Consider the following 20,013-nt stretch of genomic DNA (forward strand, 5'->3'; position numbering starts at 1 on the left):
ATTAAACAATCTAACTTGGGCTCAATTTATTCATGAGCCCAATCTTGTCTGATTTCCTTCATATGTTTACTCTTGAATAAATAGACAGCAAATAACCCCCCAAACACTAAGGCGACAGCTCGCGCTAAAGAAAAAGTAAACTGTGTTTTTTGCAAAATATAGACTTGCAAGCAAATATCAATTGCACAAGCAACTATTGTCAATGGGAATAAGGCTTTAAACCAGATTGCTTTTTGACGCTTCCATATTGATTCTCTTCTAGCCAATAATAGAAAAACCAAAGCTGCTGGACAAAATGCCAATAATGATAAATAGAAGTCATATTTTTCAGGATAGAAGATACGCATCATGTCCTCTGCCCTTTCTCTCGTGGAGAGCGCGATTATGAATAATAAAGCGCCCCTGCATAAGAAGCCCAATCCAACATATAAAAATAAAGGCGGTTTTACTCGACCAGCTTGATCATAGTGATGTAAGGGAAATTTTAATTGCATAACAAAATGATGGAAAAGCCATTGCTTCTATATGTGGCTTAAGTGACAAGTTTAAACAACTAACATACAAAAACTTGTGTAAAATGTAGGTTGTTTTAATTTTGAGTGTAAATTGACTAATTACTCATCAATAGTTTTCCTATATAATCAATAACATTGATAACACTAGCATCATAAAAATGAAAAAGTTTAATAGTGCTTTGAGACAATGGATTGTGCTTTTTAGTATAGGCATTTATTTTGTTTTTTCAGCTCAAGCATCGGCAAATCAATATTCCCAACCCTTAGTTAGAGTAGGTTTTGCGCCTTCGGAACAATTGTATCGTACTGAAGGTGTTTTAGATGGTCCGTTAAAAGGCGTTCACGAATGTCTATTTGAAGATATCAACAATATAATTTTCACCGACATAGATACACCTGATAGGCTAGTAAAGCTATTATCATTAGGTGAAGTCGATATCGGCGTATTACTTGGGCAAAGTGAAGAGCGTGATCTCAGCGCAACTTTTATTGGAAATTATATTTCTACAAAGGTTATCAAGGTAAGTAAATTAAACAATACAGAACAATATCCGACACTAGGTGTAAGACTTGGTACCAAAATGACAGAGGTTGCAGAAAATAGCAAATCAAAAGAGGTGGTCTATACCAAGAGCTTTACGCAAATTGAGCAGATGTTTTTGCGCGATAGAATTCAAAGTTTCATAGAGCTTGCGCCACTGGCCAATCCTTTTATCGACAAAAATCCCCAAGTTAAAGTTGAAGTTATTGACGAGATTACTATTGGGGCATACATTAATAACGACTTTTTCAAAGAACATCCGGCAATTAAACAAAACGTAGTTGAGCGTTTTAATCTCTGCGCTCAACGTCTACCAAAATCACTAAAACCTAAAACTCTGCTATAGCAGTCATAATGCATGGGCTTATATTCCAAGCTCGCTGATCTTACTGTATACTGCGCCGCTTTATCAGCTTAATCATCGGCATCCAATATGAGTGTAGAAAAATTCACGCCCAGTCAATCGACAACTTTAGAAACACCAGTGAAGGTTTTGAGCGCTTCGGCTGACAAACTAAACACATCCAAAAGCAATGGTAAAATTGGTTTTATTAGCTTAGGTTGCCCAAAGAACTTAGTAGATTCAGAGCGTATTTTAACGCAGTTACGTACTGAGGGTTACGATGTTGTTCCAAGTTATGACAATGCAGATCTTGTTATTGTAAACACTTGCGGATTTATAGATTCAGCAGTTCAAGAATCATTGGATACCATCGGAGAAGCACTCGCTGAAAATGGAAAAGTGATTGTTACTGGTTGTCTAGGTATTAAAGAAGATGAGATTCGCGAAGTCCATCCTAATGTACTTGCAATTACGGGCCCTCACGCTTATGAAGCTGTTGTAGAATTGGTACATGAGCATGTTGCCAAGCCAGCACATGATCCCTTTGTGCACTTAGTACCGGATCATGGTATCAAACTGACGCCTAAACATTATGCATATCTAAAAATATCTGAAGGCTGTAATCACAGGTGCACCTTCTGCATCATCCCTTCAATGCGTGGTGATTTAGTCAGCCGTCCTATAGGACAGGTCTTAGAGGAAGCTAAACGCCTTAAAGCCGCTGGCGTTAAAGAGCTTTTGGTTATATCTCAAGATACTAGTGCCTACGGTGTCGACAGCAAGTTCAAAACTGATTTTTGGAATGGCATGCCTGTGAAAACACATATGCAAGCATTATGTGAACAGCTCGGTAGCATGGATATTTGGGTGCGTTTACATTATGTATATCCCTATCCTTATGTGGATGACCTTATTCCATTAATGGCAGAAGGAAAATTACTACCTTATTTGGATATTCCGTTTCAGCATGCTAACAAACGTATACTTCGATTAATGAAGCGCCCTGGAAGCGCTGAACGTACAATCGAACGAATTCAAAAATGGCGTGAAATTTGTCCAGACCTCGTTATTCGTTCGACTTTTATTGTAGGTTTTCCTGGTGAAACAGAGGAAGAATTTGAAGAGTTGTTGGAGTTTTTACGCCAAGCAAAATTAGATCGCGTAGGCTGTTTCAAATATTCGCCAGTAGAAGGTGCGAAAGCCAATGAGTTGCCAGATCCGGTATCTGAAGAGGTAAAAGAATCAAGATTGCAACGTTTTATGCAGGTGCAGTCGCAAATCAGTTATGAAAAACTACAAGCCAAAATAGGAACCGAATACAGAGTAGTTATAGATGAAGTAACTAGTGAAGGCGCCATTGCTAGAAGCTTTGGTGAAGCACCGGAAATTGACGGTATTATTCATCTAAACGATTATTTTGATGCTAGTCCTGGCGATCAGTTGTGGGTAGAAATAATACACACAGACGAACACGATATGTGGGCGGTGCCAAGCGAAGATCAGGATTAGTACTAGTAAAAGAAATTAACGCCTCTTTACATAAATGAGGCGTTTAATTTTTGTAGGTCTTCAGGAGTATCGACTCCGTGCGGTGGTGCTTTTTTACTAACTTGCACCATAATATCATAGCCGTTTTCTAGCACTTTTAACTGTTCAAGAGATTCAATTTTTTCCAAATTGGCCGAGGGCATTTTCATATAGGTGTCTATAAAACCTGCACGATATCCATAGATTCCAATATGCCGATAATAGGTATGGGGAATGTCTCCAAGAGGACAGGTCAATTGATTTCCCTGCATATATTCTCTGGGATACGGTATAACCGAACGTGAAAAATAAATGGCTAAATTTTCTTTGGTCGTAACAACTTTTACCACATTCGGATTTAACAAATCGCTACTTTCTGTGATGGGATAACAAAGCGTCGACATTGGAATTTGCGGATGTTGCAATAAGGCATCAGCTACTTGCTGAATGTTTTCTGGCGGAATAAAAGGCTCATCTCCTTGCACATTTACAATGATTTGTTCGGCATCGATTTTACACTTTTCAATAACCTCACTAATTCTCGATGTACCGCTTTGATGGTCCTCAGAAGTCATACATACTTCAGCACCAAATTTTTGCGCTTCCTCACTAATTCTGTGGTCATCAGTAGCCACAATTATTCTGTTTGCCCCTGACTCCTTTGCCCGCTCGAACACATGTGCCAACATGGTCTTACCATTAATCACAGCGAGAGGTTTACCTGGAAATCGAGTACTCGCAAAGCGGGCAGGAATGACGACTACAAAAGACATTAGGCTTTAACCTTTTCTAACTCTTCGATACTCAGTTTTCTTGCTTCTTCTTCTAGCAAAACAGGAATATTGTCCTTGATTGGGTAAGCAAGTTTATCAAAACGACACACTAGTTCTGATGTTTCCTGTTCCTCATTTAGAATAAGTTTACCCTTACAAATAGGACAAGCAATGATATCCATCAGTTTCTTATTAAAGGCCATATATTTAATCTCTTTTTAAATTTAATAATTTTGCATCTATGTATTGGTAAAAAGCATCAGAAAGTTGTGCATTTATTATGAGATACCATGCGTTTACCAAATTAAACTCGGTACATTTAACCGCATCTTTTTCAGTCATTAAAAGTATACCATCGAATGCCAGATCGGCTTCTTGGTAATTATAGTGATCAGGAAAAGATTGTTCTTCATCCGGTGTTACGGACAACTCATACAAGGTTGAAAAAAAGCGTTGCGGATTACCAATACCTGCAATAGCTTTTATGGGTAAATCGGACATAAATAATGTTCGAACATGATGCACATTCTGGCTTCTGCCATCTTGTAGATTTATCCATTTATCCGGTACTAAGGACATTTGAACTATGTCTGGCGCGATCTGGTGTAAAAAGGTCATTTCATTTAATCGTTTTCCATTAAACACAATCAAATCAACAGAATTCAGCCTTTCCATAGGCTCGCGTAAAGGTCCCATCGGCAACAGATAACCATTGCCTAAACCTCTGTCGTCCATAACACAGATCTCAATATCTCTTGCTAGTGCATAATGCTGCATGCCATCGTCACAAATTATAATGTCTGCATTTGTAAAATCTTCGATATACTTCGCGCCTCTGGCCCTTTCTGGGTCGATGACAACAGGAATACCAAAGCGTTTATAAATCAGCCAGGGTTCATCTCCCACTAATTTTGCATCGACTTTATGATTCACCTGATAGGGATGTTTGTCTAACTGCCCGCCATATCCTCGGCTCAACACTGCAGGTTGATATCCTTTTTTACTTAAATATTCAACTAAGGCTATCACAACCGGTGTTTTACCATTGCCACCTACTGAAATATTGCCTACTACAATTACCGGTAATCGGCTTTTGTAGATTGATAAAATGCCAAGGTTATATAGGCTTCTTCTTATCCATTGCAAAATCCAAAAAATGATACTTAGCGGTGCAAGAAACCAAAGAATGCCAGGTTTGGTGTAAAGCGCTTTTTGCAAATCCATGCAACAACCTTAAGTAGAGAACTGCATAGCATGTAATTGAGCATACATACCTTGCTGTTGCATTAATTCACTGTGGCTTCCTTGCTCAATGACTTCCCCATTTTCAATTACCAAAATAATATCGGCATTTTCAATGGTCGATAATCTATGTGCGACAACTATACTCGTGCGAGTTTTTTGTAACTCTTCCAATGCATGTTGTATGAATTTTTCTGATTCTGTGTCCAGTGCCGAAGTAGCCTCATCGAGGATAAGAATAGGCGCATCGGCTAATATAGCTCGGGCGATTGCAATACGCTGGCGCTGTCCACCTGACAGCATGAGTCCGTTTTCGCCAATGAGGGTATCAAAACCCTCTTCTTGTGCAGCCACAAATTCTGTCACATGGGCCACATCAGCCGCTTTGAGTATATCGTCCCGACTAACCACATCATGTTTCCCATAGGCAATATTATTGGCTATGGTATCGTTAAATAACGTCACCTGTTGAGACACCAAGGCAAACTGTTTGCGTAGGGATTTCAATTTCACATCCTGAATATCTACGCCATCAATTTTAATTTGCCCTTGTTGTTGACTGTAAAATCGAGTTAATAAACTGGATAAGGTAGATTTCCCACTACCAGACCGTCCGACCAAGGCTATTGTTTGGCCTGGTTTAGCTTCAAAACTCACATTTTTTATGGCGGGCTTCTGTTTTGTGGGGTACGTAAAGGTTACCTCTTTAAATTCTATGTGCCCTTTTACTTTTTCGAGTTCTTGATTGCCTGTATCTTGTTCATTTTCCTGATCTAAAATTTCAAAAACACTTGCACATGCTGTCATGCCTTTTTGGAATTCTGTGTTGACCGTGGTTAACTGTTTTAAGGGTTTGAGTAGCATAACCATGCACAACACTACTTGTAAAAATACGCCTGGCGTTAAGTTATCAATCATCCCTGGTGTACTGCTTACAAAGAGGACAAAAGCTAATGCAACAGAGGCTATAATTTGAATCACAGAAACACTTAAAATTTGTGAGTTAACCAATTTCATTGATTGCTGGCGATTATGATTATTTTTCTCTTGGAAGCGTTTCGATTCTAATGTTTGCCCCCCAAACATTAACACCACTTTATGTCCTTTCACCGCTTGCTCAATACTGGAAGTCAAAGACCCCATGGCTTTTTGAATTGCTTTGGACACTTTGCGGAATCTTTTACTTACGACAGACACTATTACAGCGACAACTGGGCCAATTAAAATGAATATCAAAGACAATTGCCATGAGTAATAGAACATAACTGCAATTAATCCGATCACAAACATACCTTCGCGGACTAGCACTAACAGCGCTTTACCCGCTGCGTATCTCACTTGTTCTGTGTCATATAGAATTTTCGACATCAAGGAACCGGTGGAATTGTGATCATGAAATTCAATCGGCAAATGTATGTACTTATCAAACAATTGTTGACGCATACGCATAACGACTTTAGTCCCTACATACTCTAAGGTGTAGGTCCCCATAAAGTTAAACACGCCACGCAAAATAAACAATGGAACTATGGCATAAGCTGCCATGCGAAGATAATCGTAATTATTTTGCTGCAATGAATCATCAATTAAGGGTTTTAACTGGGAAAAAAATAAGGTGTCGACGCCAGCATAACCTATCATGCCAATAACCGAGATAAGGGTTAGCATTTTGTGGGGAGAAACATAACTGAGAAATCGCTTTACTGTCGCACGATCTATTTTATTTTCTGACATAGGGTATCAATTTAACTCGTTGCCACTTACTCAATTTGGTTATACCAACGATTATACAGGTGTTGACGATAAGTGGTTAATTTTATTTGACTATCTTGAATGTCAAAGATAGCAGCGCCGGTTTTTCCTAAGTGTATTATATGGGCATTATTCTGACTTAAAACCTCTATTACTTCTTTATGCGGGTGTCCCCAGTGATTTGGATAATTGGTGGATATCACAGCATAAGTAGGCTTAACCCTGCGAATAAAGGCCTCACTAGATGAGGATCGACTGCCATGATGCCCTACTACAAGAATATCTGACCTGATGTCATGATTCTCTGTTAACAGCATATTTTCTTGGGCTTTGGGTAAATCCCCCATCAACAGAATATTTATATTGGGCAAGGATAATTTTAGCACACAGCTTTGTTCATTATTTGCGCCAGAGTTGGGATTTTTAGGCCATAGCGCCTCAATTCTTATGTCCTCTTTAAAAATAAAATGGTTATTTTCTACGCAAGTCGATTGCGGACTAATGACTTGATCAACGGGCATGATAGTCAGTAATCGTTGTAATCCACCCGCGTGGTCGCTATCAAAATGCGATACAAATACCGCATCTATATTGGTTATCCTATTTTCCTTCAGATAAGGCAACACTTGATATTCAAAGATGCTAGCATTGTCGTCACCTCTTCCTGTATCAAATAATAGTGCTGAAGATTCTGTTTGTAACAACGCAAGATTGCCATGGCCTACATCAAAGGTAATAAATCTTTTCATTTCTGATTCATTTGTACCTAGATAAAACACAGCTGAAATTAACAAAAAGAAAATGAAATAAATGGCTTTAAACTTACGCCGGAACAACCACAAGAAAACGCCTGAAAAAACGATAAAAATAACAGGAAACGCAAACGCATCGTTATGTTGTTCACCAAGTTTGAGCAGCAATAGGCAAAACTCAAATCCAAAATCCAATGCAACTGTCAGAGTTTGAATTTGAATATCCAAACTCAACAAACTTACAAATAAAATAGACATTGGAAGTAACACTAAGCTGACAATGGGGATCAAAATCAAATTTATGACCACACCTACATAAGAAACCTGGGAAAAAAATAACCAGATTAATGGTGCTGAGACTAGGGAAAGAAAAATTTGGGTAGACACCAAATATCGGCATTTATCAAACATAGTCGCAGAAGATGAGTATGGATGAATCCAAGTAAAAAACAATATGCCAGCGACCGCAGATACACTTAACCAAAAACTTCTGCCATAAATACTCATTGGGAAAATCAACAGAATACAAAAAATAACAAAAAGTAGAATGCGCCATCGCGTCCAATGTTGCACTCTGTTGTGGACATACAATATGCATAGCACTGCAATAAACGCTCTTATCACAGGCAACTCTGCGCCGGATAATGTGGCATAGCCAAAAAGAATCCATCCAAGCAATATACTGACGGATAACCGGTACAGTTGATGAGATAAATGTCTCTGCGCTCGGCTCAGTTGGCCAAGCCCTTTTATTAAAAATAAAACATAACCTGCAATAAAAGTTAAATGCATGCCTGATATTGTAAAAAGATGAGCGGTTGCTGTAGTTTGCATTAGCGTCCAGTCATCTGGTGTGAATTGGTCTCTAAACCCTAATGCTAAAGCTAAAATCCACTTGGTATGAATACTATCAGTGGTAAGCGTCCTCTCAACTAAAGATTGTCGAAAACTCGAATTATCATCAAGCACTTTATTGCTCGGACTTTGTTTTACGTTGGCTAGGGCTACTACATTCTGGCTTAGATAGTAGGTTTCCGCTTGAAAAGAATACGGATTTGCGTATCCTCTTGGCGGTTTTAATTGAACAAATAACTGTAAATGCTGGCCCTGTTTAGGAATAAAGGTTGGAAAGTGCCAGCTAACGGCAACTTTCGGCGGTATAAAAAAGTGATCTTTTCCCAATCGATGGAGTTTGATCATAAAGGTTACAAACTTTTTATCTAGCTGTTCATCTAAGTTAATGGAAAGGACTTCAGCGTTAATTAAATAACCTTTCTGTAGCGATGACGGTTGAATTTTACCGGTTAAGTAACAATGTGCATTAAAGTTAAACCAAATAAAACCAGCAATCATGCCGATAATGAAACTGGAACGAAAAAAATAAATCACCATGAAGATAATTAACGTTATAATGACCAACAACCAAATTTCTGGCAACCTTCCCCACAATAAAGTCGAGCAAAATATACTAATGAAGCCAAGCATGAATTTTTCAAACGATGTCATCATGAGTATGTGTTACCGGTAGTCTTATGCCTAGAAAATTTTTCCGACGGGTTTTGCCAAACCATGAGCAAGTAAAATCGCAAAAAATGCTGAAGATTTTCGGTGCTTTATTGCATGATCCTAATCTTTGGCATTTAAATAGACGCTCGGCGAGAGGCGCATTTGGGATTGGTCTATTTTTCGCGTTTTGGCCAGTGCCATTTCAGATGTTTTTATCTGCTGGACTCGCAATTCCTTGTAGAGTCAATCTTCCATTATCAGTCGCTACTGTTTGGATTACGAATCCACTTACAATGCCGCCTATATTCTACACAGCATATTTAGTGGGTAGTACTGTACTTGGGACCGAAATGACCTCATTTCATTTTCAATTAAGTTGGTCTTGGGTAATTGAGTCAATAAACACCATAGGCCCAGCATTTCTGCTGGGGTGTTTTATTTGTTCTATTGTTGCTGCGGCCATTGGCTACTTTGGCCTTGATTGGGTATGGCGATTGTCGGTTAGAAAAGCATGGCGTAAAAGAAAACAAACGCCTAATGATTAGCCAAAAAGTCCACTAAACCTTGTTCATCCCAAATTTCGATACCAAGATCGGTCGCTTTGGTTAGTTTAGAACCCGCTTTTTCACCCGCAATCAATAAATCTGTATTTGCTGATACGCTGCCAGAAACCTTAGCACCAAGATCTTGCAACCTAGCCTTGGCCTCACTTCGGCCCATTTGCGACAGAGTGCCTGTTAACACTATGGTTTTCCCTGCAAAGGGTTGTGCAGATTCATCTGGCTCTTCTATTTCAGGCCAATGAATTCCTTGCTCTCGCAATTTATCGATAATGCCGATGTTGGCTTGCTCTTGCATAAAGTGGCTTATGTGCAAGGCCACGACTTCACCAACATCATTGACTTCGGTCAGTGCTTCAATACTTGCTGTTTGAATAGCCTCAACGGTTTTAAAGTGAATCGCCAAGTTTCTCGCTGTGGCTTCGCCAACTTCTCGAATGCCCAAAGAATAAAGAAACTTAGGCAAGGTAGTTTCCTTTGAAGCTTCAATGGCGCGCAATAAATTAACTGCAGATTTATCTCCCATGCGCTCTAAACTCAATAATTGAGGTAACGACAGCTCAAAGATATCCGCTGGATTTTTTATCAGGTCATTGTCAACTAGTTGTTCGACAATTTTGTCACCCAGCCCTTCAATATCAAAGGCTTTTCGTGACGCAAAATGTTTAATCGCTTCTTTGCGCTGTGCTTGGCATACCAAACCACCAGTGCACCTTGCTACAGCTTCCTGATTTAGTTTCTCCACATCAGAGCCACATACTGGACAATGTGTAGGAAATAGTATTTTTTTAGCATCCTCAGGTCTTCTTTCCAGCACAACGGAGACAACTTGAGGGATAACGTCTCCTGCTCTTCTGATAGTGACAATATCGCCAATCATTACACCTAAACGTTCTATTTCGTCTTGGTTGTGTAAGGTAGCATTTGATACAGTGACACCGCCAACAAATACAGGCTCCAAACGTGCAACCGGCGTAATGGCGCCAGTCCTTCCTACTTGAAACTCAACATCGTTTAAACGTGTGATTTCTTCTTGAGCGGGAAATTTTTGAGCTATTGCCCAACGTGGTGCCCGTGAAACGAATCCAAGTCTTTCTTGCAGATTTAAATCATTGACTTTAAATACCACACCATCAATTTCATAACTTAACTGATTGCGCTTATCACCAATATCGTTGAAGTAGGCTAGCGCTTGTTTAGCACCAACGACTTTATCTCGTTCAGCACATAGCGGTAGGCCAAGTTCTCCAAGAAGATCTAAACGTTCAGTATGAGTGCTTGCGAAAGACACTTTACCGCCTTCGATAATGCCAACCGAATAGGCATAAAAACGCAGAGGTCTGGATGCTGTAATCTTTGAGTCTAATTGGCGAAGTGCGCCCGCTGCTGCATTCCGAGGGTTTGCAAAGAGTTTACCGCCCTGCTCTCTTTGTTGTTGATTAAGGGCTTCAAAGCCTTGTTTGGGCATAAAGACTTCCCCGCGCACCTCTAATTGTTTCGGTAAATCATCACCCCTTAATTTTAGCGGTACGTTAGCGATAGTTTTCACATTCTCAGTGATGTTCTCACCTACCTGACCGTCTCCGCGAGTCGCAGCCTGGATCAGGACACCGTCTTCATACATTATCGAAACAGCCAAACCATCCAGTTTTGGCTCACAGGCAAATTCGATATTTTCGGCAAAATTTAATCGATCTCTTATACGTTGTTCGAAGGCATAGATATCCTCATCCTCAAATCCATTATCCAATGACAACATGGGAATTTGATGCGTCACCTGCTCAAACTTACTTAGCGCTTTTCCTCCGACTTTTTGCGATGGAGAATCTGGTGTTTTTAAATTTGGATATTCTTTTTCTAAGCCAATCAATTGTTGCATTAAACGATCATACTCAGCATCGGGTACGCTGGGATCGTCCAACACATAATATTGATGCGCGAACTCTTCTAACTGTTGCTTAATAGCATTGTACTGATCTAATACCGCTTGATCTGTCATCTAATGTAATCTCTGTGTGTTCTTATCGTGTCAATCGACGACGTTCAAAATCTCTAATGCGTTCAGAGTATTGTTGTAAGCTTTGTTTGCTAATCGGCACCTTGTTGCCGTCTAAAATCTTGCCTTTAAACTCATCCGAAATTTTACGAGCGGCATTGTGCATCATATTAAAAACTTGCTGAGGATCCCCATCAATTGGCAACATCATAAATAAAGATACACCTTGGGTAGTAAAGTTTTCCATATTATCAATATCAAAAATTCCTGGTTTAAACATATTGGTTAAACTAAACAGAATGGGGCCTTTGCCATTCGTATTTACATGGCGATGAAAAATATCATGTTCACCAAACTTAAAACCTAGAGTCAAAAGCATAGGTAATAGTGCAGCTCCAGAAATCGGGTTATCCGCCGGTGTTTGTACATTTAGAATAATAACGTCGGTTTCCGATGGTTTGCTAGGTTTGGCAGCAGTCTCTTCTGGCTCTGTGGATAGGCTAGGTTGATCGCCAAAATCTATGCGCATTTGGTCTTCTTTATTTTTATCTGCCCCTAGCACAGGCTCTTTGCGAATTTTTTCTGCCACTGTTTTTTTGTTGCGGCGAACTAGTCGACGCGCCTGTTCAGTAAAACTAAATTCTTTTTCCTGCTTATCTTCTTTGGGCGCCGGAGTTTTGGGTTGTTTAGTTTCGGTTTGCTGAACGTCCAATGAAAAATCTGGCACTTCATCCCATTTATCTTTTATTGGTGGCTCAGTTTTGGTTGTCTTAATTGTTTCATCTGGGGGTGAAGTCACCTCTACCTGAGGTTGTAATTCAGCATCTGCCTCTGAGGACTTTTTTAACAAAAAAGCAGGCGGCTCTGGTACTTCATCTTCGTTAACAGCAATATTTTCGCGTTTCGCTTTTACGAACTCAGGTTTTGGTTGAGTAACAACACCGCTGTAGATTGGTTTTTGTTCGGTATTTTCAACAGCTTTTAGTTTCACATCATCAGTTTTAGTTTCAACTGTCTCGACCTTTTCCGCAATTTCCTCTTCAGGTACTTCAGATTTCAGATCATCAGGTAATTCATCAGCCAAATCGATGTTTTCATTTGATTCCTGATCAAGATCGATTTTAGGTTCTTCTGGTTTAGATGCGCTTTGCTTAGCGGGATCTTGTATAACTCGAGCAGGCGAAATGATCATTTCATCATATTCTAAATCCTCGTCTTCATCGACGTTGAATTTAGGCTCCCAGTTTTTTCTGGAATCGAAGTTGCGTTCAGAACTTTGCGCTTTTTGCTTTCTCGTCGTCCAAAATCCGTGCAGCAATATGCCCACAATTACTAGACCACCAATAATTATTAACGCTATTTGCAGATCTCGTTGCATGATGCCCCTTTATTTTTTTATTTTTTATCCCTGCTTATACAGGCTTTTTTTATTCTGCAATTGCCAAGGCTTCGTCCATGTCAACCGATACCATCCGAGAAACGCCCGGTTCGGCCATGGTAACACCTGTCAAATGGGTTGCCATCTCCATTGCTACCTTATTGTGGGTAATATATATAAATTGTACCGTTTTAGACATTTCAGATACCAGTTTACAGAAACGTCCCACGTTGGCATCATCCAAAGGTGCATCCACTTCGTCTAGCAAACAAAAGGGTGCTGGATTTAGCCGGAAAATAGCAAATACTAATGATAAAGCGGTTAAGGCTTTTTCACCACCAGATAATAGCTGAATTGTACTATTTTTCTTTCCCGGTGGTCTCGCCATTATTGTAACGCCCGTTTCTAATAAGTCATCATCTGTTAATGCTAAATAGGCTGAACCACCGCCAAAAACTTTTGGAAACAGGGATTTTAAATCGTCGTTAACTAAATCGAAGGTAGTTTTAAACCTTGCCCGCGTTTCTTTGTCGATTTTACGCATGGCATTTTCTAAGGTATCTAGTGCCGCTGTTAAATCCGCGTTTTGATCATCTAAATGCTGTTTTCGCACCGATTGTTCTTCAAATTCTTCAACCGCTGCTAAGTTGACCGCTCCAAGGCGTTGCAGACTAGCAGAAACTTTCTCTAATTCAGTCTGATATTCATTAGCGTCAGCTCCTTCAGGTAAGCTATCTAACACATCTTTAACTGACTGCTTCATTTCGGCAAGTTGCTCAATAAAAGATTGAGCTCTTACTCTGGCGCTTTCCCCGACTAAACGTTCACTTTCAATTTCAGCTTTTATTTCCTCAATTTTGGCATTAATACCTGCTTGGCCTTTTTCCATTTCAAGGATTTTCTCGTCTATATCTTCGACAATAGATTGCTGTTCTTTTTGCTGTTCTAATTTAGTTTCTTTATCCAGCAATAGTTGTTGCAGTTTTTCGCCTTGCTGTTCTGATGGCATCAAAAGGGTTTCTGCCTCTTCTTGCAAAATTTCAATTTTTTCTTGGCTATCTTCTAGTTGTTTATTTTGGTTTCGTTTTTGTTCGCTTAATATTTGATAGCTATTTTGGAGTTGCTGAGACTGCATTTCGTGCTTATGTAACTTGCCTTGCAACTGGTTATATTGTCCATTTACATCGCTAAGCTGTTGATTTATTGCATCACTTTCGGATTCTCTTCCTAAACGCAAATCATCTAATTCGGCAACATTGACGCTTAATATTTCTATTTCTTCATTCAGCAATGCTAAGCTTTCTTGTTCTTCTTCGAGAATAAGTTGCTGTTTTTCTAACTCTGCATGAAGCTTTTCTTTACGTGAATCTGCTTGTTGTTGCTGAAGAATTAAAAATTGCAATTTATGCTTTAATTCCTGATATTGCTGTTTATCTATTGTTAATGACTGACTCTCGCTATCCAAACTTTCTTGCTGTTGAGTCAATGCTTCATCAAAGGTTGAAATACGTTCAGATAATTCGTTGTGCTCAACATCTAAACGATATAATTGAGATTGAATCTCTCGCATTTTAGCAGCCCGTTCTACTTTATTGTCCCCGGACTCCAAATTCTGTAACACTATGCCTTTAAATAACCAACTGCCATCCTTAATCAATACACTTTGATAAGGTTGAATAGTTTCCAACAAGTTTAAACCTTGTTGTTGATTTTCTGCCACGAAAATACTGTTACAGAACGCTGGCACTTCTTGCTGCTCTATAACACTGGCTAGGGTGCCTGTTACTTTTTCTGACGTTAGTGCATCAGAAGATAAAATAGAGACTCCTTTTGACAGTATGGCGGCATCATAGGCCAATAACTCTGAAAAACTACTATTGACTACAAGCATTTCCCGCAACAGGCTGACCACAGTAGCAAAGGCTTTTTCATGCCCTGAAGTGACCGTAAATGCTTGCCAAACAAATTGTGGAGAAAAAGCGGCTAGCGAGTCGACTAAATCTTGCTGCCCTTTTGACTGACGTTGCATAGACGATAAGGCTTCTAATTGAGTTTTCAATTTCACCTGGGTATTTTCTGTACTCTGAAACTCAGTTACCACTGAATTCTTTTGGTTTTGCAATTGATTAAAATCTTGCTGTAATTGGGCAATGTTATCTTCTTGCTGCAGTATTTTTATATCTAATTCTTCTAGCTCAGCTTGCTGCAAACCAAGTGCATCCTCATCTATGCCAATGAGGTCTTTAATTTCATCATTTATTTCCGCTATTCGACCTTCTGTTCTATGTTGTAAACTTATGGTCTGCTGAAGTTTTCCATGTAAGCCTTGAAGCTTTTGTTTTTGTTGGTAATAAATATCGTCCTGTTGCTTATTATGACGAGAAATAGACTGCATTTTACTTTCAATCTCATCTCTGCGAATGAGTACATCTTCTAATTGCGCTTCGAGGGTTAACTTTTCTGGCTCTGCTTGTTCAATTTTAGTTGTTGTGTCTTGAATTTCATCATTTAAGGAAGAAATGGATTTGCTTAATTCTAGTTCTGAGCGTTGAAGCTGTTCTACTTCGTGTTGAATTTGCCCTAACCGCTTTTTAGCGAAAAGTTGAGATTGTTCTAGACGAGTGACTTCATTACCAATCTGGTAAATGTTTTGCTGTAAATCAGCGAGCTTCTGTTTTGCTACAGATTGATCATTTTTTAACGCTTGAATGCCGGATTCATCACCTTGTTTGCCAGACATTAAGGTATTAAGTTCATCTCTAAATGCATTTACTTTTTTGTCAGATTGTTTCACATGCTCGGTTTGCGCCAACCATCTAACAGTCGCTAGTTGTGCTTTTAATTCTCGCTCTTGTTGTTTTAATTCTTTATATCGAGTTGCCGCGGCTGCTTGGCGTTTGAGTTTAGCCAGTTGGTCACCGAGCTCGGAGCGGACATCGTCTAAACGCTCCAAATTTTCTTTGGTATGTTTAATTCTATTTTGAGTCTCTCGGCGTCTTTCTTTGTATTTGGAAATTCCCGCGGCTTCTTCTATGAATATTCTCAGTTCTTGAGGTTTAGATTCTATTAAACGCGAAATCATACCTTGTTCAATAATGGCGTAGCTTCGTGGTCCTAATCCTGTGCCTAAAAATAAATCCGTAATATCTTTTCGGCGGCATTTACTGCCATTGAGCTGGTAGCTCGAAATTGCTTCCTTGGTCACTATGCGTTTTACTGAGAGCTCATTGTAACCTGCATACTCCCCAGCAAGCCGACCTGAGGAGTTATCAAACACAAGTTCTACGGAGCATTGGGAAACTGGCTTTCTGGCGGTACTACCGTTGAAAATAACGTCTGTCATAGCATCACCGCGCAGGTTTTTAGCAGAGCTTTCACCTAACACCCAGCGCACAGCATCAATTACATTAGATTTACCACATCCATTTGGTCCAACAATAGCAGTCATATCCCCAGGGAAAGGAATATTGGTAGGATCTACAAAGGATTTAAATCCAGCTAATCTGATTCGTTTTAAGCGCATTTTCCGTAGCTTCTAAATTGCATAAACGGCCTTTTTTAGCAATAGCTTACACCAAAATTGCCTAGGTGTAACATAGGCTAGCGAATTTTACTCTGGTTAAATTGCTTGATTGAAAACATTGGTAACAATTGCAATAACTTTGTTACACCAGATTTGATAGACTGTTGTCCAAACAAAGGAGTTCCAATGCAACAGACTAGTGGCGCCCGATATTTTTTGAATGGCTTTCAGTTAATTAAAACCAAAGGGATAAAACGATTTGTTTTCATTCCATTTTTTGTCAATATCTTACTGTTTTCTGTCGCCTTTTATTTTCTTTTAGACTACATACAAGCTGGCGTGGATTATGTTGTTAATCTAGTGCCAGACTTTTTAGGGTGGTTAAAAGACGCTATTGCTTATGTGCTATGGCCATTAGCGGTTATTTCGGTGCTGTTAGTATTTGCGCTAATTTTTGGTACTTTGGCCAATTGGATAGCAGCGCCTTTTAATGGTCTTTTAAGTGAAAAAATTGAACGGCATTTGCGTGGCGAATCTATTGGCGATGAGGGTTGGTTTGCAGTGATAAAAGATATTCCACGTACCTTAGGTCGAGAAGCGGCAAAATTGCTCTACTTTTTACCCAGAGCTCTGGTGTTCTTGATTGCATTCTTTTTATTGCCGGTGATAGGACAAATCATTTGGTTTCTATTCAGTGCGTGGATGATGGCAATTCAATATTGCGATTATCCTTTCGACAATCACAAAATCGGCTTTAAACCTATGCGCATGCAGCTAAGAGGAAAATTAGGTAACAGTATGAGCTTTGGCATTATGGTTAATTTATTTTCCTTAATACCCATAGTCAACTTCATCGTGATGCCTGTGGCTATTTGCGGCGCTACCCAGATGTGGGTTGAACAACTTAGAGAACAAGCGCTACAGGATAAAATGAATCAAGTGCGAAAGTAAAGTCGATTTGCGGAACTTCAACAGTGTTTTAAGTAACGAAATACAGTTTTTGAATTTCATCTGAAATTTAAACCTCTGTTTAATTTTATTACTTTTTGTTAGCAGTAAATTTGTTTTCAAACGATGCAACTGCAGCACATAGACCACTCACTAGTAATTAGAGCTAGAGCATAAAAGTATTTGTATCGCAACTATGAACGAAAGATCCTTAGTCAAGAATGAGGAACAACAGTTTCTACTGTGCACTTACCGTCGATAATCCGTACGTTTTTAAGCATTGCCCTATTGCCTACTTCCTTAATCTCAGCGCGAATTTTAATTACTGCTGCTTTGTCTAATGCAGGCTTAATTTCGGCTTTGCCAGCACACTGGTGATTAGGTTTTTTACTGGGCTTGCCGTCTTCACCCAGTATCCGAAACTGAATAAACTTATGTCTTAAATAGAACACAGAAACTCCTACATCTCCCAAAGCATCAACACTGGACTCTTGCCCATTAGACATGTTCGATTCAATTTCTTGTTGTTCTCCCTGCTGATTAACTGCTTGTTCCCCGCTTGGCAAAACCTTAAACCCCGTATATGTGCAAGGCATTCGCCCTGCTACACCGAAGTGACTCTGAACGCCACTTAATTCGACGTTGGCACCCGCGTATTTTTTAATAAAAGCAATATATTCATCAGTGGTGTAACTTTCGTCTTTAATGAAAGTTCTGCACAGGCGATAGCTACTGCCGCCAAGTTCGAACTCCAGAGGATATTCGGCATCAAAGCCGAAAGCCCGCGACATATTAGCTCGCGCATTATTGTAGAATTCAGGTATGGTCGCAATATTAAAATTCGTAGGCATGATTCCACGTACCACCCCAATGTCTTCAGAGCGCTTGATACTCGTCTTATTAGCATTTGCTTGCAGAGAAAAAAGTGTGAAAAACAACACCATAGAGAACAATTTTGTTTTGTAAGTCATACTGAGCATCCTTGTTGAATTTGTATGTGTCTTATGCAACGCCATGCTATCAAGCTTTTATATAAATACAATGATTTTTATCGCGTATTTCAAGTGTAAAATGAAGTTACATTATGCCCTACTCCTCATCGCAGCACCCTTTTCGGCTAACTTAATTTTTATTTAGAGTGGTATGCCAGATGTTTGAGAATTAGCGATCATACAATGAACGAAGCTGATTCTCTATTTCTCGATATTGACAAATAAAAGAACAGACTATTTTCTCAAATCCACCAAATTAGTTTTCTCCAATGCCTAGCTTCAAATTAAACTTGTATTCGCCCGAGATTAATTGCTGGCGCCACAGTTCTAAATAAAGTGGCGGAATGTAATTGGTGTCATGATGTTCAAGAAAGGTAATTTGTGCGCTTGGTTTATAGGCAACCACATCGGTATTTTCACAGGTTCTTGCAGGACTGATAGATAAGCTTTCAGCTTCCAATGAAAATGCATCGCCTGAAATATCGGTTTGCACTTTTTGCCAAAGCGCTAGCTTATCTACACCTTGGGATGAATCTATTTCTCCAAAAATGATATTCGGCGCTACCGATTGGGTGCAATGATACTCAGCAAGTTCTGCAGATAGCCGGTATTCATCCATAAAGCCCGCGAAATGTGCTAATTCGTGAACAAACACTGAATAATCATCTAATTTATCCAGATACATTACACCTCTTTGGGTATAAGCCTTGCCCCGAGGTAGAATCACAATCAGATTTGAAATCACCTCATGATTTATTTGACCAATCACTTTTTCAAGATCACAGTACTGACGAATATCTTGTTCGTCACTTTCACATTCAAGTGAGCCTGAGGACAACCAAACAGGCGATTCCAAACATATATTTAAGCTTTTTAATCGTTGGTCATTTTTAAATTGTTTTGAAAGCTTTATCGCTTGCACTGTTGTATCAAGATCGGTAGACAGCATTTGAATGTTTTGTAAACACCCTAGGTTATTACTTTCTAAGTTTGAGATAGCACTAACATCTACAGGAGAATAACCTTTTACCGCTTCTAAATACTGCTTGGCTTTAAAACTACCTTTTACAGCGGCTACCTTGAACGCAGTAATAGCCTCTTGTTTAGCACCATTTTGATATAAATATTTCGCGTATTTAACGCCCAGACTAGCATCATACTTGGCGCCTTTAGATAACCATAGTTGTAGGTCGTCAGAGGCAACCTTGTCATCCTGCTCAAAGATGTATTTTGCATACAAAATTACCGCTGGGGCATAGTCTTTTTCAGCTGAATAAAGCAATAGTTGTCTAGCTTTATCAGTATCATCCGTTAACAGTGATAGTTCAAATAAAGCTTCAGCATTTCCCTGAGATGCAGCGATAGTAAAGTATTGTTTTTGTAGACTTTCTTTTTCAGCTTCATGCCCCATCACAATAGCGGCTGGCACATGCCCCAAGTGTGCTAGCTTATTTAACCAGTACAATTCTTCTTTAGAACCTAAGGCGAGGTCAAATAGCGTATTTGCGGCTTCAGAATGTCCAAGAGAAGCCGCGTTAAAAAGTAATAGCGGATTATTTAACTTTATGCCATCAGCGTACAATTTGTTTGCATTGTTGTTGGTGCTCGCCACGAGCAATAACGCAACACACAAAGGAATAAACTTATACACTATGGCCATAATAA

At 39.4% G+C, this 20,013-nt stretch carries 15 protein-coding genes; 4 read left to right on the top strand and 11 right to left on the bottom strand.

Annotated features, from left to right (window positions below; translation table 11 throughout):
- Positions 1 to 26: 26 nt before the first annotated feature.
- The gene (locus ACNKW3_RS01515; RefSeq protein ID WP_427397519.1) at positions 27 to 494 is read right to left on the bottom strand and encodes a DUF2919 domain-containing protein; all 468 of its coding nucleotides are present in this window, start codon (positions 492 to 494) and stop codon (positions 27 to 29) included.
- A 179-nt stretch (positions 495 to 673) separates the two neighbouring features.
- On the opposite strand from ACNKW3_RS01515, the gene ACNKW3_RS01520 reads away from it, so the two are divergent.
- Together ACNKW3_RS01520 and rimO are read left to right on the top strand one after the other, a co-directional pair.
- Positions 674 to 1,402 carry a hypothetical protein gene (locus ACNKW3_RS01520; RefSeq protein ID WP_427397520.1) on the top strand — a complete coding sequence of 243 codons (729 nt, stop codon included), beginning with the start codon at positions 674 to 676 and terminating at the stop codon, positions 1,400 to 1,402.
- A gap of 87 nt (positions 1,403 to 1,489) precedes the next feature.
- Complete coding sequence (rimO, locus tag ACNKW3_RS01525) at positions 1,490 to 2,908, top strand: 30S ribosomal protein S12 methylthiotransferase RimO (RefSeq protein WP_427397521.1); 1,419 nt, start codon at positions 1,490 to 1,492, stop codon at positions 2,906 to 2,908.
- Positions 2,909 to 2,934: 26 nt separating this feature from the next.
- Here rimO and kdsB read toward each other — a convergent pair whose 3' ends face one another.
- From kdsB to ACNKW3_RS01550, 5 genes are read right to left on the bottom strand one after another with little or no spacing between them, the layout of a single operon-like run.
- On the bottom strand, positions 2,935 to 3,699 hold the full coding sequence (gene kdsB / locus ACNKW3_RS01530; protein ID WP_427397522.1) for a 3-deoxy-manno-octulosonate cytidylyltransferase: 765 nt from the start codon (positions 3,697 to 3,699) through the stop codon (positions 2,935 to 2,937).
- Positions 3,699 to 3,902, bottom strand: coding sequence for a Trm112 family protein (locus ACNKW3_RS01535; RefSeq protein ID WP_427397523.1), 204 nt, complete (start codon positions 3,900 to 3,902; stop codon positions 3,699 to 3,701). Before ACNKW3_RS01535 ends, kdsB begins: the two co-directional genes overlap by 1 nt.
- 4 nt (positions 3,903 to 3,906) lie before the next feature.
- Positions 3,907 to 4,923 (bottom strand): tetraacyldisaccharide 4'-kinase, encoded by a 1,017-nt coding sequence (gene lpxK, locus ACNKW3_RS01540; RefSeq protein WP_427397524.1) that lies wholly within the window; start codon positions 4,921 to 4,923, stop codon positions 3,907 to 3,909.
- Between the two features lie 9 nt (positions 4,924 to 4,932).
- The gene (gene msbA, locus ACNKW3_RS01545) at positions 4,933 to 6,675 is read right to left on the bottom strand and encodes a lipid A export permease/ATP-binding protein MsbA (protein WP_427397525.1); all 1,743 of its coding nucleotides are present in this window, start codon (positions 6,673 to 6,675) and stop codon (positions 4,933 to 4,935) included.
- Between the two features lie 26 nt (positions 6,676 to 6,701).
- Positions 6,702 to 8,954, bottom strand: coding sequence for a DNA internalization-related competence protein ComEC/Rec2 (locus ACNKW3_RS01550; RefSeq protein ID WP_427397526.1), 2,253 nt, complete (start codon positions 8,952 to 8,954; stop codon positions 6,702 to 6,704).
- Between the two features lie 23 nt (positions 8,955 to 8,977).
- Here ACNKW3_RS01550 and ACNKW3_RS01555 point away from each other — a divergent pair, with 23 nt between their 5' ends.
- Positions 8,978 to 9,496, top strand: coding sequence for a DUF2062 domain-containing protein (locus ACNKW3_RS01555; protein WP_427397527.1), 519 nt, complete (start codon positions 8,978 to 8,980; stop codon positions 9,494 to 9,496).
- On the opposite strand, the gene ligA is transcribed toward ACNKW3_RS01555, so the two are convergent.
- From ligA to smc, 3 genes are read right to left on the bottom strand one after another with little or no spacing between them, the layout of a single operon-like run.
- Positions 9,486 to 11,510, bottom strand: coding sequence for an NAD-dependent DNA ligase LigA (gene ligA, locus ACNKW3_RS01560; protein ID WP_427397528.1), 2,025 nt, complete (start codon positions 11,508 to 11,510; stop codon positions 9,486 to 9,488). The genes ACNKW3_RS01555 and ligA overlap by 11 nt on opposite strands.
- A gap of 22 nt (positions 11,511 to 11,532) precedes the next feature.
- Entirely contained in the window at positions 11,533 to 12,885 is a 1,353-nt protein-coding gene (zipA, locus tag ACNKW3_RS01565) for a cell division protein ZipA (RefSeq protein WP_427397529.1), read from the bottom strand.
- A 49-nt stretch (positions 12,886 to 12,934) separates the two neighbouring features.
- Entirely contained in the window at positions 12,935 to 16,408 is a 3,474-nt protein-coding gene (gene smc / locus ACNKW3_RS01570) for a chromosome segregation protein SMC (RefSeq protein ID WP_427397530.1), read from the bottom strand.
- A gap of 186 nt (positions 16,409 to 16,594) precedes the next feature.
- On the opposite strand from smc, the gene cysZ reads away from it, so the two are divergent.
- Positions 16,595 to 17,359 carry a sulfate transporter CysZ gene (cysZ, locus tag ACNKW3_RS01575; protein WP_427397531.1) on the top strand — a complete coding sequence of 255 codons (765 nt, stop codon included), beginning with the start codon at positions 16,595 to 16,597 and terminating at the stop codon, positions 17,357 to 17,359.
- A 212-nt stretch (positions 17,360 to 17,571) separates the two neighbouring features.
- Here cysZ and ACNKW3_RS01580 read toward each other — a convergent pair whose 3' ends face one another.
- Together ACNKW3_RS01580 and ACNKW3_RS01585 are read right to left on the bottom strand one after the other, a co-directional pair.
- Positions 17,572 to 18,327 (bottom strand): hypothetical protein, encoded by a 756-nt coding sequence (locus tag ACNKW3_RS01580; protein ID WP_427397532.1) that lies wholly within the window; start codon positions 18,325 to 18,327, stop codon positions 17,572 to 17,574.
- A gap of 277 nt (positions 18,328 to 18,604) precedes the next feature.
- Positions 18,605 to 20,008, bottom strand: a complete 1,404-nt coding sequence (locus ACNKW3_RS01585) for a hypothetical protein (protein WP_427397533.1) — start codon at positions 20,006 to 20,008, stop codon at positions 18,605 to 18,607.
- Between the last annotated feature and the right edge of the window lie 5 nt (positions 20,009 to 20,013).

It is taken from the genome of Glaciecola sp. 1036, from assembly GCF_050306235.1.
Classification (GTDB): domain Bacteria; phylum Pseudomonadota; class Gammaproteobacteria; order Enterobacterales; family Alteromonadaceae; genus Glaciecola.